The 12270-nt window shown below is 72.7% G+C and carries 18 protein-coding genes; 7 read left to right on the forward strand and 11 right to left on the reverse strand.

Annotated elements, in window-relative coordinates; translation table 11 throughout:
• Nucleotides 1–94: 94 nt before the first annotated feature.
• Together QMG39_RS15980 and QMG39_RS15985 are read left to right on the forward strand one after the other, a co-directional pair.
• Nucleotides 95–322 carry a 2TM domain-containing protein gene (locus tag QMG39_RS15980; protein ID WP_281886722.1) on the forward strand — a complete coding sequence of 76 codons (228 nt, stop codon included), beginning with the start codon at nt 95–97 and terminating at the stop codon, nt 320–322.
• A 47-nt stretch (nt 323–369) separates the two neighbouring features.
• Complete coding sequence (locus tag QMG39_RS15985; RefSeq protein ID WP_281886724.1) at nt 370–873, forward strand: nitroreductase/quinone reductase family protein; 504 nt, start codon at nt 370–372, stop codon at nt 871–873.
• 13 nt (nt 874–886) lie between these two features.
• On the opposite strand, the gene QMG39_RS15990 is transcribed toward QMG39_RS15985, so the two are convergent.
• Together QMG39_RS15990 and QMG39_RS15995 are read right to left on the reverse strand one after the other, a co-directional pair.
• A complete protein-coding gene (locus tag QMG39_RS15990; RefSeq protein WP_281886725.1) occupies nt 887–1915 on the reverse strand; it encodes a 1-acyl-sn-glycerol-3-phosphate acyltransferase in 1029 nt (342 codons plus the stop codon).
• The gene (locus tag QMG39_RS15995; RefSeq protein WP_281886727.1) at nt 1912–2751 is read right to left on the reverse strand and encodes a patatin-like phospholipase family protein; all 840 of its coding nucleotides are present in this window, start codon (nt 2749–2751) and stop codon (nt 1912–1914) included. Before QMG39_RS15995 ends, QMG39_RS15990 begins: the two co-directional genes overlap by 4 nt.
• A gap of 74 nt (nt 2752–2825) precedes the next feature.
• On the opposite strand from QMG39_RS15995, the gene QMG39_RS16000 reads away from it, so the two are divergent.
• The 3 genes from QMG39_RS16000 (at nt 2826) to QMG39_RS16010 (ending at nt 3894) form a co-directional block, all read left to right on the forward strand.
• Nucleotides 2826–2972 carry a hypothetical protein gene (locus QMG39_RS16000; RefSeq protein WP_281886729.1) on the forward strand — a complete coding sequence of 49 codons (147 nt, stop codon included), beginning with the start codon at nt 2826–2828 and terminating at the stop codon, nt 2970–2972.
• 268 nt (nt 2973–3240) lie between these two features.
• The gene (locus tag QMG39_RS16005) at nt 3241–3387 is read left to right on the forward strand and encodes a hypothetical protein (protein ID WP_281886730.1); all 147 of its coding nucleotides are present in this window, start codon (nt 3241–3243) and stop codon (nt 3385–3387) included.
• 90 nt (nt 3388–3477) lie between these two features.
• Nucleotides 3478–3894, forward strand: coding sequence for a nuclear transport factor 2 family protein (locus tag QMG39_RS16010; RefSeq protein WP_281886732.1), 417 nt, complete (start codon nt 3478–3480; stop codon nt 3892–3894).
• 30 nt (nt 3895–3924) lie between these two features.
• Here QMG39_RS16010 and QMG39_RS16015 read toward each other — a convergent pair whose 3' ends face one another.
• The 6 genes from QMG39_RS16015 to QMG39_RS16040 form a co-directional block, all read right to left on the reverse strand.
• On the reverse strand, nt 3925–4371 hold the full coding sequence (locus QMG39_RS16015) for a DUF2871 domain-containing protein (protein ID WP_281886734.1): 447 nt from the start codon (nt 4369–4371) through the stop codon (nt 3925–3927).
• A 73-nt stretch (nt 4372–4444) separates the two neighbouring features.
• Complete coding sequence (locus tag QMG39_RS16020; protein ID WP_281886736.1) at nt 4445–4840, reverse strand: hypothetical protein; 396 nt, start codon at nt 4838–4840, stop codon at nt 4445–4447.
• A 49-nt stretch (nt 4841–4889) separates the two neighbouring features.
• Nucleotides 4890–5513, reverse strand: a complete 624-nt coding sequence (locus tag QMG39_RS16025; RefSeq protein WP_281886738.1) for a response regulator — start codon at nt 5511–5513, stop codon at nt 4890–4892.
• Nucleotides 5510–6772: a sensor histidine kinase gene (locus QMG39_RS16030; protein WP_281886740.1), complete on the reverse strand. Its 1263-nt coding sequence runs from the start codon at nt 6770–6772 to the stop codon at nt 5510–5512. Before QMG39_RS16030 ends, QMG39_RS16025 begins: the two co-directional genes overlap by 4 nt.
• A 51-nt stretch (nt 6773–6823) precedes the next feature.
• The gene (locus tag QMG39_RS16035) at nt 6824–7555 is read right to left on the reverse strand and encodes a YidC/Oxa1 family membrane protein insertase (protein ID WP_281886742.1); all 732 of its coding nucleotides are present in this window, start codon (nt 7553–7555) and stop codon (nt 6824–6826) included.
• A gap of 98 nt (nt 7556–7653) precedes the next feature.
• The gene (locus QMG39_RS16040) at nt 7654–7956 is read right to left on the reverse strand and encodes a DUF6412 domain-containing protein (RefSeq protein WP_281886744.1); all 303 of its coding nucleotides are present in this window, start codon (nt 7954–7956) and stop codon (nt 7654–7656) included.
• Between the two features lie 59 nt (nt 7957–8015).
• Here QMG39_RS16040 and QMG39_RS16045 point away from each other — a divergent pair, with 59 nt between their 5' ends.
• Together QMG39_RS16045 and QMG39_RS16050 are read left to right on the forward strand one after the other, a co-directional pair.
• The gene (locus QMG39_RS16045) at nt 8016–8954 is read left to right on the forward strand and encodes a DMT family transporter (protein WP_281886746.1); all 939 of its coding nucleotides are present in this window, start codon (nt 8016–8018) and stop codon (nt 8952–8954) included.
• Nucleotides 8955–9002: 48 nt separating this feature from the next.
• A complete protein-coding gene (locus QMG39_RS16050; protein ID WP_281886748.1) occupies nt 9003–9773 on the forward strand; it encodes an SDR family NAD(P)-dependent oxidoreductase in 771 nt (256 codons plus the stop codon).
• Between the two features lie 6 nt (nt 9774–9779).
• Here QMG39_RS16050 and dhaM read toward each other — a convergent pair whose 3' ends face one another.
• Genes dhaM through dhaK form a run of 3 tightly spaced genes read right to left on the reverse strand, consistent with a single transcriptional unit; the run spans nt 9780 to nt 12165 of the window.
• The gene (dhaM, locus tag QMG39_RS16055; RefSeq protein WP_281886750.1) at nt 9780–10490 is read right to left on the reverse strand and encodes a dihydroxyacetone kinase phosphoryl donor subunit DhaM; all 711 of its coding nucleotides are present in this window, start codon (nt 10488–10490) and stop codon (nt 9780–9782) included.
• Nucleotides 10480–11136, reverse strand: a complete 657-nt coding sequence (dhaL, locus tag QMG39_RS16060; RefSeq protein ID WP_281886751.1) for a dihydroxyacetone kinase subunit DhaL — start codon at nt 11134–11136, stop codon at nt 10480–10482. Before dhaL ends, dhaM begins: the two co-directional genes overlap by 11 nt.
• Nucleotides 11137–11163: 27 nt before the next feature.
• A complete protein-coding gene (gene dhaK, locus QMG39_RS16065) occupies nt 11164–12165 on the reverse strand; it encodes a dihydroxyacetone kinase subunit DhaK (RefSeq protein WP_281886753.1) in 1002 nt (333 codons plus the stop codon).
• Nucleotides 12166–12270 lie beyond the last annotated feature (105 nt).

Below are 12270 nucleotides of genomic sequence, written 5' to 3' on the forward strand. Positions count from 1 at the left end.
CCAGAGAATCGGGACCCGCGGGACCTTCGGCCTCGTGTCGAGCCATCCTCTCCGGCACGCTGGCAGCGTCCGCTGCAGTGAGGAGCACACCCACATGGACGCCATGACCGAACGGTCGGCACGGGCCGACCAGCGACGGAAGAACACCGACGCGATCCTCTGGCACGTCGGCGTCTTCGTGATCATCAACGGGTTCTTCTGGTTCCTCGACTGGTTCACCGGCGGTGGCTTCACCTGGGCCTACTGGATCACGCTGTTCTGGGGGCTCGGCCTCGCATTCCACACGCTCGCCTGGGCGATCGGGCTGCGCACGCCGCGCTGAGTCCGGGAGCGTTGCGCGGATACGCGCCCGTGCTGCATCCTGTCGCCATGACCGATCGGGGCGGCGACACCTTCCGAAGCGTGTACTGGGTCAAGCGCGCTGTGTATCGCGGCGACCGGCCCGGTCCGATCGCGCGTTGGCTGAACGCGTTCTGGGCGAAGCAGTACGCCTCCGGCGGAAGCCTCTCGCGCGATCGCGACGTCACCCTCGAGGTGCGCGGCCGCACGAGCGGCAAGACGATCGCGTCGCCCGTCGTCATGGCGGATCTCGACGACTCCTGGTACCTGGTCTCGATGCTGGGGGAGCACGCGAACTGGGTCCGCAACGTGCGCGCCGCCGAGGGGCGGGCCACGATCCGGCGCGGCGAGCCGACCTCGGTCACGCTCGACGAGGTGCCGGTCGCCGAACGGGCGCCGATCCTCAAGCGCTACCTCGATGTCGCCCCGGGCGCTCGCCCGCACGTGCCGGTCGAGCGCCGCGCGCCCGAGGAGGAGTTCGCCGCGATCGCCGCGGACTTCCCGGTGTTCCGCATCGACGGGCTCGGCGCCTGAGCGCGGCGACGGCTCACTCGGCCGGCGCGTGCCGGTCGATCCAGCCGTCGATCGCCTCCCACTCGTCCATCAGCCACTCCGCGCGTTCGTCGTGGTCGACCGGGATGCTCGGGCGGTGCACGGTCCAGAACCGCATCAGGATCGTCTTGTCGGTCGGCAGCTCGCGCCAGACGTCGCCGGCCGAGCGGATGCGTTCCAGGCCGGTGTGCGCGACGAAGTAGACATCCGCGTCGGGGGAGCCGTCGAGCGCGGCGAACAGGCCGCCCGGCCGGGGCGCCATCACGTGCATCATGCCCGCGGCCCGTTCCGCCGCACGGTGCAGCCCCGCAGCGTGCAACCGCGCGATCGCGCGTTCGCGCCGCTCGGGCGTGAAGTTGCCGCCCTCGGGGAAGATCACGAACGCGTCGCCCGCGCCCATGTCGCTGGCCAGCTCGCGGATGCGGTCGTGCACGCTCGTGTCCCGTTCCCGCCGCTGGCCCGTGAACGGCGGCGGCGCGATGAACCGGTTCGGCAGTCGATTGAGCACGACGTCGACGGCCGGGTCCCACTGCATGGTGTCCTTCAGCACGATCCGCGGCGACCGGTCGAACCAGTTGAGCACCGCGTGGATCAGCACGAACGAGTCGGCGGGGCCCGCGTGCCGGCTCGCGATCACGCACGGGTTCGCGTCGTCGTGGAACCCCGGGGGGACGCGCACGTCGATGTCGAGCCGCAGCACCCAGTGCGCGTTCCAGAACAGCGCCCGCAGCATCCACGCGACGAAGCGGTAGTGCAGGTGCTGCATGCGCGGCCGATGCAGCCGCCAGCCGAAGCCCGACGCGATCCACAGCCCCAGCATGCCGAACAGCGCCGCAGCCTCCCAGAGCAGGTAGACGTTGATCATCCACGCGAGCCGGGGGATGCGGAACTTCCAGCCCATGATCAGCGACGCGATCGCGCCGACGGCGAACCACACCGGTACGGCGAGGGTCACGACGAGCGCGAGCAGCACCACCAGCGGGGCGATCACGACCCGCCGTACCCACACCGGTGGGAGCCTCATCGCCGGCGGCCGCCCGGGAGCGTGCCGAGCGATGCCTGCTCGGCGAGATAGGCGACGGATGCCTCGTAGCCGATGTCGATCCGCCGCTGCAGCGCCGCGATGGAGAGGTGCTTCACGACGCGGTTGTCGCGCGACGAGGTCGTACCCGTCGGCAGCACGTGCATGCGGACGCCCTTCGGGAGCGCGGCCGAGTCGCGTGCGAACCGGTGCCGGCGCGAGATCTCGAACGCGATGCGCGCCGTGCCGAGGTGCGACTGCGGGGCGCTGAGCGGGTGCTCGATGCGCCCGACCTGCAGCACCATGATGTCGGTCGCGCCCGCGGTCACGGCCTCGCCCACCGGGATCGAGTTCACGAGCCCGCCGTCGACGAAGTGCTCGTCGCCGATGCGTACCGGACGAAACACTCCGGGCAGCGACGCCGACGCGAGCACCGCGGGCACCAGGGGACCGCTGGTGAACCAGTGCTCGGCGGCGCGCTCGATGCTCGCGGCGCAGCACCGGAACTCCACCTGGAGGTCGCGGAAGCTGCGTGCGCCGCCCAGACCGCCCTCGAGCAGCCGTCGCACGGGCGCCATCGTCATCACGTGCGACCTGCCGAGACGGATGCCCGTGCCGCTCGTCAGCCCACGGGCATCCTTCGACGACCAGGCGTGCTCGAGCCGCTCGAGGCTGTCATCGACATCAGCCGCGATGATCGCGCCGTTGACCGCGCCGATCGAGGTGCCGACGATGAGGCTCGGCCGGATGTCGCGCTCCAGCAGCGCCCGGAGCATCCCGACCTGGCCGGCACCGAGCACGCCGCCACCGCCGAGGACGTACGCGACCTTGGTGCGCATGCCGCCATTCTGCCGCAGGCCGCGGCGCGAGCGCGCGCTTTCCGTCGGCACGTACGGAGGGGGAGAATCGCCCCATGGCCGAAGCGGACGAGATCGCGGAACGAAAGCGCCTCGCAAAGGTGATGGACGAGATCATCGAGCGTGGCAGGACTCGTGCAGCGACCGTCGACCACGCGGATACCGACGAGATCGACTATGACGAGCATGGTCTGCCGAGGTAGCTAGTGGACGCCTTCGACACCGACATTCCCTCAGAACTTCTGAGCACTCGGAATCTGCGCGGAATCACTCGTGGGAGGACGCGTGGATCCGCTCGAACCAAGTTGTCCCGTATAGTCCGATAATGCACATTATGTCAGTTTGTGCTGGGCGGATGCTTCCCTCTGCAGACTTCTGCACAGCATCCACCACCCCACTGACCTGAAGGGCGCGTCCACAGGTTGCGCTGTGCCGACCAAACGCTCCACGCGCCTGCGAGAGGATTCGGGCGTGCGCCCTGGCCGCGAACCTCCCCGCCCCCTCCGGGCTCTCGCGCGCGTGCTGGGCTGGCTCTCCCGGGTCGAGGTCATCGTGGGCCTGGCTCTCGCGCTGCTCATCACCTTCGCCGTCGCCTTCTCGCTCGGCACCGATCGGTGATCCCCTCAGTCGTGCAGCACAGCGCCCCTTCCCGCCAGCCGAACGCGGTGCCAAACTGAGGATTATTCACCCTGTGACGAGGAGGTCACGATGAGCAGTACAGCTGTGAACGAGATCGAGGGGGTACTCCAGGAGTGGTCCACGTCGTACAAGGCCAAGGACATCGACGCGCTGATGGACATGGCGGTCGGCGAGGACGCCCAGCTCGTCGGTACCGGCGCCGACGAGGTGCGGTTCGGCCTCGCCGAGTACCGCACCCAGGCGGAGCGCGACTTCGCGCAGGCCGACGCGGACATGCGGTTCAGCAACGTGCACGCGACGATCATCGGCGATGCCGCGTTCGCCTACTGCGACGTCACCGTCGCGGGCTCCATCGGCGATCAGACGTTCGAGATGCCCGGCCTGCGCCTGACCGTCGGCCTGGTGCGCACCGACGACGGTTGGCGCTTCGTGCAGACCCACCTGTCGGCGCCCGCCGGCGGGCAGGCCGAGGGGCAGTCGTTCTAGCCGCACTGACCTGGCACGACCGCGGAGGCGTCAGGCGGCGAGCTCGGCCGGCTCGGGGGCATCCGCTCGCTCTCGACCGATGGCGCGCCCGAGCGCCGTCATGAGCAGCACCAGCCCGGCGGTCAGCAGCATGTGCCCGAGCCCGGCGATGCCCGCGATCATCGGCCCGGCCTGCTCCCCCAGCACGGTCAGCGACCCGTGCCAGACGAGCATTGCCGCGGTCAGCACGACGCCGGCGTTGTAGGTCCAGAGGAACCAGCCGAACAGACGGCTGCGCGAGAGCCCGAACATCCGCTCGAGCACGAGCACGACCAGCAGCACGAGGAACCCGAGCGTCAGCAGGTGCGTGTGCGCGAGCCCGAGCTGCGTCGACTCCCCCGCCGGGAAGCCGTTGAGCTTGGTGAACTCCCGGTAGAAGAGGCCCGAGAGCAGGCCGGCGACGAGGTAGACGAACGAGGCGGTGAAGAGACGGCGCACGGTGGATCCTTTCGAGGTTGCCGTGACAGCCTCCCCCTCGGCGCGGGCGTGCGGATCAACCGAACGGTTGAGATCAGGCCGCGAGAGCGAGCTCGCCGTAGCCCAGCGCGATGAGCAGCGAGAGCCCGGTGAGCACGATCGACACCGGCACCATGACCGCGCGCTCCGGCACGCTTCGCGACACGGCGTTCATGAGGATGCCCAGCGCGAAGTAGCCGACGACCACCCACATCGCGACCTCCGAGAACGCACCGCCGAAGATGTCGATGAGGCCCACACGATCCCACGCGATCGCGGCGATGAACGCGTAGACCACGATCGAGACTGCGCTGCCGACCCGGAGACGCGGGGGCAGCAGCCGGTGCTGGCCGCCCCAGGCGAATCGGCCGAGGGGTGCGCCGAGCACGAGCGCGAGCTGGAAGACGGCGAGCAGGACGAGCACCGCGGTGAGCGCGAGGGCGAAGGGCACGACACTCACGGTAGCGGTGGTGAGGCGACGGGCGGCACCCTCCACCGGCTCAGAGCAGCCCGACCTCCCGGGCCACCGCGCTCGCGCGCGTGCGCGAGTCGACGCCGAGCTTGTCGTAGACGTGCACGAGGTGCGTCTTCACGGTCGCCTCGCTCACGAACAGGCGCTTCGCGATCTCGCGGTTCGACGCACCGGTATCGAGCGCGCGCAGCACGTCGAGCTCGCGTTCGGTGAGGTTCACGCGCGGCGCGCGCTTCGCCGCGTTCACCCGCGCGCTGAGCGCGGGCGACAGCACGGTGCCGCCCGCGGCAGCGCGCCGCACTCCGGCGACGATCTGCTCGGGTGACGCGTCCTTCAGCAGGTAGCCGGAAGCCCCCGCCTCGATCGCCGCCAGCACCTCGGCGTCGCGGTCGAACGTCGTCAGGATCACCACGACGAGCGACGGATCCGCCTTGCGCAGCGCCGCGGTCGTGCGGATGCCGTCCATCCCCTCCCCCAGCCGGAGGTCGCAGAGCACCACCTGCGGGTGCCGGAGCCGGGCGAGCGTGACCGCCTCCTCCCCCGTCGCCGCGACGCCCACGACGTCGACGCTGCCGCTGGTCCCCAGCACCGCGCGCAGGCCCGTGCGCACGACCGGGTGGTCGTCGACCAGCAGCACGCGGATCCCGCTCACCGCGACCCCTCGCTCGCCAGGCGCGGCACCGACGCCGACAGGGCCGTCCCGTCCCCCGGCGCGCTCTCGATCTCGAGGTCGCCGCCGAGCTCGCGCATGCGCGCGCGCATCGACACGAGCCCGTATCCCCCTTCGTCGCCGACGGTCCCCCGCGTCTTCCACGCGGTCGCGTCGAAGCCCGCCCCGTCGTCGACGACGTCGAGTCGCACGCTGTCACCGGCATCCGACAGGCTCACCACGACCCGCGTGGCGCGCGAGTGAGTCCGCACGTTGGCGAGTGCGGACTGCGTGGTCCGCAACAGGGCGATCTCCGCGGCGGTCGAGAGTGCGGCGCCGTGCACGTCGATACGCAGGTCGGTGCGGATGCCGGCCTCGGTCTCCACCCTCCCGAGCATCCGTCGCAGCGCGTCTCCCAATCCCGAGCCCTGCAGCTCGCTCGGTGCGAGCGCGTGAACGATGCGGCGCGTGTCGGCGAGTCCCTCGCGCGCGAGGAGCTCGATCTGCGCGAGCTGCGCGTCGTGCTGCGAGCCCGAGCCCTGGGCGGCGCGGGCGAGCATGGCGATCGAGGTCAGGCTCTGCGCGACGGTGTCGTGGATGTCACGCGAGAGACGCGTGCGCTCCATCCCCGCGCCCGTCTCGCGCTGGGTGCGTGCGAGCTCGTCCTGCAGCTCGGAGGTCTCCCGCTGCGCCGCCCGGAGCGACTCGATCAGGCGACGGCGATCGCGCGCGTCGCGCAGCAGCTCGAGGTAGCCGCGCGCGATGCCGACCGCGAACGCCCCGCCGACGAGCGGGCCGATCACCTCGGCGTACGTGGTCTCGCCGCCGTGGAGCACGGGTGCGATGACGACGGTCGCGAGGATCAGGGTGCTCAGCACGAGTGCACCGGGGAACCAGAGGATGAACCCCGCGAGCAGCCAGAGCGGGAACGCGAGCCAGACGTACTCGGGCGACACCACGACGCAGACGACCCAGGCGATCACGAGCACGCCCAGCCATCGCGCCGCGACGCTCGAGTCCTTCAGTCCGTCGCCGAGCAGCGGGCCCGCGCCGGCGCAGCCGAGGAACAGCAACGTGGCCGTGATGACGCCGAAGGCGGGCGTGCCGTCCGCGAGCGCGCGCACCGCGGCGACCGCGAGCAGCACGAGCGTGATGACCGCCAGCCCCACGCGGATCGCCCGGCTCGTGGCCGCTCCGGCCACCCGTCCGACGAATGCGCGCTCTCCAGGGGGACGGGGCGGCTTCGCCGCGGCGTTCGACATACCCGCTATCCTGCCGCGCCGGGCGCGGTCCGGACGCATCCGTCCCCAGCTTCACGCGCGCAGGGCGAACGCGCGCTGCAGCACCAGCCGCTGCCCCAGCGTCCACGTGACCGTCGTGGCGAGGTAGACGCCCGCGGCCAGCGGCACGAACGGCACGATCGCGGCGGTGAGGAACTGCAGCGCGCCCGTCGAGCGCCGCGCCCAGGCGGGCACGCCGGCCGTGTCGCCGGGCGCGAACGCGCGGCGCGACAGCTCGCCGGCGACGATCGCGATGGCGACCAGCACGAGCGTGACCACGACGAGCGTCGGCGACAGGGCGGATGCCACGGCTGACGCCGCGAACGACTCGCCGAGCGGCACGCCGAACGCCGTCGCGGCGAGGATCACGTTCTGGTGCCCCGCGATCGTCGGCAGCACCAGCGTCGCGTAGGCGAACGACAGCACGGGCGCCTGCGCGAGCATCGGCAGGCACCCGGCGGCCGGAGACACGCGCTCCGCGGCGTAGAGGTCGCGGAGCTCCTCCTGCAGCCGTTCGGGGCGGTCGCGGTACTGCTCGCGCAGGCGTGAGACGCGCGGAGCGAGTCGGCGGCGGTCGCGTTCCGCGCGGGCCTGCGCGACGGCGAGCGGCAGCAGGCAGGCGCGCACGAGCGCGGTCGCGAGCACGATGGCGAGGGCGGCGCTCGCCGGGCCGGCGAACGGGTCGATCGCGTCGGCGAGGTGCAGCAGCGCGGTGGCGACGTGGTCGACGAGGGCGGCGAGCAGGGGCAGGTCGAACGGGTTCATGGGATGGTCCTCGGGGTCGATGACGGGTGTCGGTCCGTATCGGCCGCGGGAGCGCGGTCAGCGGGCGGGCGTTCCGTGCCCGGTCGAGCAGCCTTCGCTCAGGCGGCCGTCGAGCCGCCGCCGGGTGCCCGGGGGCGCACGCTGCCCGCCGCATCCGGATCGCACTGCGCGAGGAGGAACGAGACGTCGACGGTCTGGCCCCGGTACACCACGGCACTCGCGTCGGCGACGGCGCGGATGGGGGCACGCAGCACCGCCACCAGCGCCGCGACTGCGACGAGCGAGACCACGACCAGCAGCAGGCCCTGCGAGCCGGCGACGGCGAGGCCGTCCGCCGCGGCCGCCACGACATCGGCCGCGAGCGCGACGAACCGCGCCAGGATCGCCACCGCTACCGCCATGTGCGACACCATACCCTTGGCATGTCGGGCGCGCCGCGCTCGCCGCCGGAGGGAGCCGGATGCCCCGTCAGGTCCTGGTCGCGACCGCGCAGGCGTTCCTCGTGACCCTCCTCTGGTCGTCGTCGTGGGTGCTCATCCGCATCGGGCTCGACGACGCGCTGCCCCCGCTGGTCTTCGCCGGGCTGCGGTACGGGCTCGCAGCCCTCCTCCTGCTCGCGATCGCCGTCGCCCGTCCGCGCACGCGAGCCGACCTCCGCTCACTGACGCGGCGCCAGTGGGGCGAGCTCGTCGCGCTCGGACTCATGATGTACGCGATCACGCAGGGCGCCCAGTTCGTGGGGCTCGCCCTGCTCCCGGCCGCCACCCTCAGCCTCTTCTACTCGCTCACCCCGGTCGCGGTGGCGATCGGGGCGCTGCTCGCGCTCGGGGAGCGCGTCGGGCGGGGCGGCGTGCTCGGCCTCGCGCTCACGGTCGTTGGCGGAGTGACCTACTTCCTCGCGGGCGGCGGCGCGGGTGCGACGCTGGCAGGGGTCGCCGTCGCGCTCGTCGGGCTGCTCGCGAACGCGGCCGCGTCCGTGCTCGGCCGCGGTGTCAACGCCCGTGCGCACGTGTCCGCGCTCGCCGTCACGGCCCCGTCGATGGCGATCGGCGCCGCGGCGCTGCTCGGCACCGGGCTCGCCGTCGAGGGGCTCCCGCAGGTCTCCGCCCGGGGCTGGGGCATCATCGTCGTGCTCGCGGTCGTGAACACGGCACTCGCGTGGACCCTCTGGAACCACACCCTGCGCACGCTCCGCGCCGCGCCGTCGGCCGCGATCAACAACACGATGCTCATCCAGATCGCGGTGCTGGCCGCGATCTTCCTCGGCGAGCCGCTCGCGGCGCTGCAGTGGATCGCGCTCGCCGTCGTGGCGCTCGGCACGTTCCTGGTGCAGTTCTCCGGGTCGGGCACGCGGCCCGTCGGCCGCAGGTCCGCGCGCCCGTCGCCGGACGACCGCTGACGGGCCGCGCCGGCTGCCCCTGGCACGCGACTGGCATATCGTGGGCGCATGACCGACCCCGCAGCATCCGACCGACGCCCGGTCACGCTGATCACCGGAGGCGGCCGCGGCATCGGCGCCGCGATCGCCCGCAGGCTCGCCGCCGACGGCCACGACCTCGCGCTCACCTACCGGGTGCGCGCCGACGAGGTGCGGCAGGTGGCCGAGGAGTGCTGCGCGGCCGGCAGCGAGGTCGCGGTCATGCGGGCCGACCTCGCCGACCTCGCCCAGGTGCGCGCGCTCGTGCCGTCGGTGCTCGACCACTTCGGACGCATCACCGGGCTCGTGAACAACGCCGGCATCACCGGCACCATCGGCGAGTTCCTCGACGTCGACGACGACGAGGCCGAGCTCGTGCTCGACGTGAACGTGCTCGCGCCGATGCTGCTCGCGAAGGACGCCATCGCGCACATGGCGACGGACCGGGGCGGCGAGGGCGGCTGCATCGTCAACATCTCCTCCGGTGCCGCGGTGAGCGGCGCCCCGCACACGTACGTGCCGTACGCGATGAGCAAGGCGGCGCTCAACGCCATGACGACCGGGCTCGCCAAGGAGTTCGCCGCCGTGGGAGTGCGGGTCAACACCGTCTCCCCCGGCACGACGCACACCGAGATCCATGCGGATGCCGGTCGGCCGAACGCTCCCGAGGAGCGCGCGCCGAACATCCCGATGCGCCGGGCCGGCGAGCCGCATGAGATCGCCGGCGCCGTCGCCTACCTCTTCAGTGCGGATGCCTCGTACACGACGGGTGCCGACATCCGCGTCGCGGGCGGCAACTGAGCCTGTTCAGGCCTCGCCGAAGCCCGACTCGACGAGCTCCGCGAGCGCGTCCACCGCGGGCCGTGCCCGGTCGTCGTCGGAGGAGATGGTCACCGCGTCGCCGCGCACCGCGCCGAGCGACATGATCGCGAGCAGGCTCTTCGCGTCCTTCCCGTCGACCCGGACGTGCGCGTCGAACGTGCTCGCGAGGCGCACGAACTCCGCCGCCGGGCGCGCGTGCAGGCCCGCCTCGTTGCGCAGCGTGACCGTGCGCTCGTAGCGCACCGGGTCGGTCGCCCGTCCCGGGTCCCACTCCGCGTCGCCCGAGGTGGCCTCCTGCCCCCCGGCGGCCGTCGCCGCCGCGACCACCTCGTCGAGCGAACCACCGGTCTGTGCGACCACCGCGGCCGCCACGCCGCCCTCGACGAGCGGGGCGTCGACCACCCGCACCCTGGCGCGCTGCTCGTCGTCGACGAAGTCGAGCGCGGTCTCGGCGGTCAGTACCGCGCTGCCGAGGTCGAAGAGCACGGCGGCTCCCCTGCCGGCGTCCGCGGCGGCGATCCCCTCCGAGACCTTCGCGAAGCTCGTGCCGATCCCGCCGTCGTCGGTGCCGCCCGCCGGCACCATCACGACGTCCTCGGCCATCTGGCGCGCGAGCTGCACGAGACCGTCGGCGATGGCCGCCGAGTGCGAGACGAAGACGAGCCCGACCCTGGACTCGTGCGGGTCAGGTGTCACGGCGCTCCGCCGCATCCGCCGCCGCCTCGGCCGCCGCGCGCAGCACAAGCGCGCTCGACTCCGCGCCCGGGTCGCGGTGGCCCGCCGAGCGCTCGCCGAGGTAGCTCGCCCGGCCTTTGCGCGCCACGAGCGGCTCGGTGTCGGCCGCGCCCTGCTCGGCCGCACTCGCGGCGGCCTCGAGCACGTCGCGCACATCGGACCCGGACTCCGCGGCGGCCGCCGCCGCGTCCACCGCGGGCGTCCACGCGTCGACCATGGTCTTCTCCCCGTGCTGCGCCTTGCCGCGCAGCACGATGCCGTCGCGCGCCGCGGTCAGGATCGCGACGACGTCGGCCGGCCCGAGCTCGTCGAGGCCCTGCGCCGCGCCGGAGGCCTTCAGGAACGCGGTGCCGTACAGCGGGCCGGCCGCGCCGCCGACGTTGGAGATGAGCGTGGTGGCGACGAGCATGAGCGCGTCGGCCGGGGTCGAGTCGTCGGGCAGGCCGTCGAGCGCCGCGAGCGCCGCCTGGTACCCGCGGTGCAGGTTCTCGCCGTGGTCGCCGTCGCCGATCGCGCGGTCGAGCGCCGTGAGGTCGGCCCGGTGCGCGGCGACGGCGTCGGCGCTCCTTCGGACCCAGTCCGTCGCCCAGTTGCTGTCAACGTCCATGCCGCTCCTCGCTCTCGGTGCCCCGCATCAGCGCCCCCACCGCAACGATGCGGTCTGCACGGGAGCATCCCACAACTCGATGCGCTCGTCGTCGAGGCGCAGCAGCGTCAGTGCACAACCCTGCATCTCGAGTGCCGTGATCTGATCGCCCACGAGCGATCGAGCGACCTCGATGCCCTCCTCGGCGAGGCGCTCCGCCGCGCGCCGGTAGACGATGTACAGCTCCGACAGGGGCGTGCCGCCCATGCCGTTGGCCATGAGCAGCACGCGATCGCCCCGCTCGTACGGCAGGTCGGGCAGGATCGCGTCGAGGAGCCGGTCGACGACGCGGTCGGCGGGCTCGAGCGGAAGGGTCTCGCGGCCCGGCTCGCCGTGGATGCCGATGCCGAACTCCATCTCGTCCTCGGCCAGCGTGAAGCTCGGCTCGCCCGAGTGGGGCACGATGCACGGCGTGAGCGCGACCCCCATCGACCGCGCGTCGGCGTTGACGCCCTCGGCGATCGCCGCCACCTGCGCCAGGTCGTCGCCGCGCTCGGCCGCGGCGCCGGCGATGCGCTCGACGAGCACCGTTCCGCCCGTGCCGCGACGTCCTGCGGTGTACAGCGAGTCCTTCACCGCGACGTCGTCGTCGGTGACGACGCTGCGGACCTCGATCCCGTTCGCCGCCGCGAGGTCGGCCGCCGTCTCGAAGTTCAGCACGTCGCCCGTGTAGTTCTTCACGATGTGCAGCACCCCCGCCCCGCCGTCGACCGCCTGCGTCGCGGCGAGGATGCGGTCGGGTGTCGGCGAGGTGAACACGGCGCCGGGCACCGCGGCGTCGAGCATGCCGAACCCGACGTACCCCGCGTGCAGCGGCTCGTGCCCGCTGCCGCCGCCGCTGACGAGGCCGACCTTGCCGGCCACCGGGGCGTCCCGTCGCACGACGTACAGCGGCTCGGGCACGACGCGCACGAGGTCGGCGTGGGCGGCGGCGAACCCCGCCATCGACTCCGCGACCACGTCCTCCGGCGCGTTGATGAGCTTCTTCATGCCCCTCCCCTCGCACGCGGGCGCCCCGTCGGCCACGATGCGGCGCCCGTGCCCAACCTACGCCGCGTGCGGGCCAAGCGGCAGCCCCGGACGGGCGCTGTCGGG

The sequence above is a fragment of the Agromyces rhizosphaerae genome (genome assembly GCF_027925245.1).
Lineage (GTDB): Bacteria > Actinomycetota > Actinomycetes > Actinomycetales > Microbacteriaceae > Agromyces > Agromyces rhizosphaerae.

What these genes read in the sequence shown, in the direction of transcription:
- QMG39_RS15980 (WP_281886722.1), top strand. Translation starts at nt 95, where the DNA reads ATGGACGCCATGACCGAACGGTCGGCACGGGCCGACCAGCGACGGAAG.
- QMG39_RS15985 (WP_281886724.1), top strand. Translation starts at nt 370, where the DNA reads ATGACCGATCGGGGCGGCGACACCTTCCGAAGCGTGTACTGGGTCAAG.
- QMG39_RS15990 (WP_281886725.1), bottom strand. Translation starts at nt 1,915, where the DNA reads ATGAGGCTCCCACCGGTGTGGGTACGGCGGGTCGTGATCGCCCCGCTG.
- QMG39_RS15995 (WP_281886727.1), bottom strand. Translation starts at nt 2,751, where the DNA reads ATGCGCACCAAGGTCGCGTACGTCCTCGGCGGTGGCGGCGTGCTCGGT.
- QMG39_RS16000 (WP_281886729.1), top strand. Translation starts at nt 2,826, where the DNA reads ATGGCCGAAGCGGACGAGATCGCGGAACGAAAGCGCCTCGCAAAGGTG.
- QMG39_RS16010 (WP_281886732.1), top strand. Translation starts at nt 3,478, where the DNA reads ATGAGCAGTACAGCTGTGAACGAGATCGAGGGGGTACTCCAGGAGTGG.
- QMG39_RS16030 (WP_281886740.1), bottom strand. Translation starts at nt 6,772, where the DNA reads ATGTCGAACGCCGCGGCGAAGCCGCCCCGTCCCCCTGGAGAGCGCGCA.
- QMG39_RS16035 (WP_281886742.1), bottom strand. Translation starts at nt 7,555, where the DNA reads ATGAACCCGTTCGACCTGCCCCTGCTCGCCGCCCTCGTCGACCACGTC.
- QMG39_RS16040 (WP_281886744.1), bottom strand. Translation starts at nt 7,956, where the DNA reads ATGGCGGTAGCGGTGGCGATCCTGGCGCGGTTCGTCGCGCTCGCGGCC.
- QMG39_RS16045 (WP_281886746.1), top strand. Translation starts at nt 8,016, where the DNA reads ATGCCCCGTCAGGTCCTGGTCGCGACCGCGCAGGCGTTCCTCGTGACC.
- QMG39_RS16050 (WP_281886748.1), top strand. Translation starts at nt 9,003, where the DNA reads ATGACCGACCCCGCAGCATCCGACCGACGCCCGGTCACGCTGATCACC.
- dhaL (WP_281886751.1), bottom strand. Translation starts at nt 11,136, where the DNA reads ATGGACGTTGACAGCAACTGGGCGACGGACTGGGTCCGAAGGAGCGCC.
- dhaK (WP_281886753.1), bottom strand. Translation starts at nt 12,165, where the DNA reads ATGAAGAAGCTCATCAACGCGCCGGAGGACGTGGTCGCGGAGTCGATG.